Annotated in this window: 1 protein-coding gene; it reads left to right on the top strand. The window is 35.2% G+C overall.

Annotated features, from left to right (window positions below; genetic code table 11):
* Window positions 1-36: 36 nt before the first annotated feature.
* Window positions 37-233 (top strand): hypothetical protein (locus tag ACK4IR_RS12390; protein WP_409874643.1); only part of this gene is annotated, 197 nt, incomplete at its 3' end.

The raw sequence follows: 233 nt of genomic DNA, 5'->3' as shown, positions 1-233 counted from the left end.
AGCTTTAATTAGCAACCAAACTGAAGGTGATGGTTAATGGATAAAGCGCTGGTCAAAACCAAAATATTGCTGTTTGGTTTTTCTCGTTCTTTCGTTCTTTTTCTTGTTTCTTTGAATTTTTTGTGTTTAGGTTCTAATATTGCATTTGCTCAAGAGTTTCGAGGGAGAGATCCTTTTAAAGTTGAGCTTGATTGTTCTCGCGGTATTATCAATTACAATTCTGCGGAATGTAC

Origin of the sequence: Thermosynechococcus sp. (assembly GCF_046299635.1) — a bacterium.
GTDB lineage: Bacteria > Cyanobacteriota > Cyanobacteriia > Thermosynechococcales > Thermosynechococcaceae > Thermosynechococcus.
Note: the sequence above shows the minus strand (reverse complement) of the source record. Positions and strands in the feature narration are given on the sequence as shown.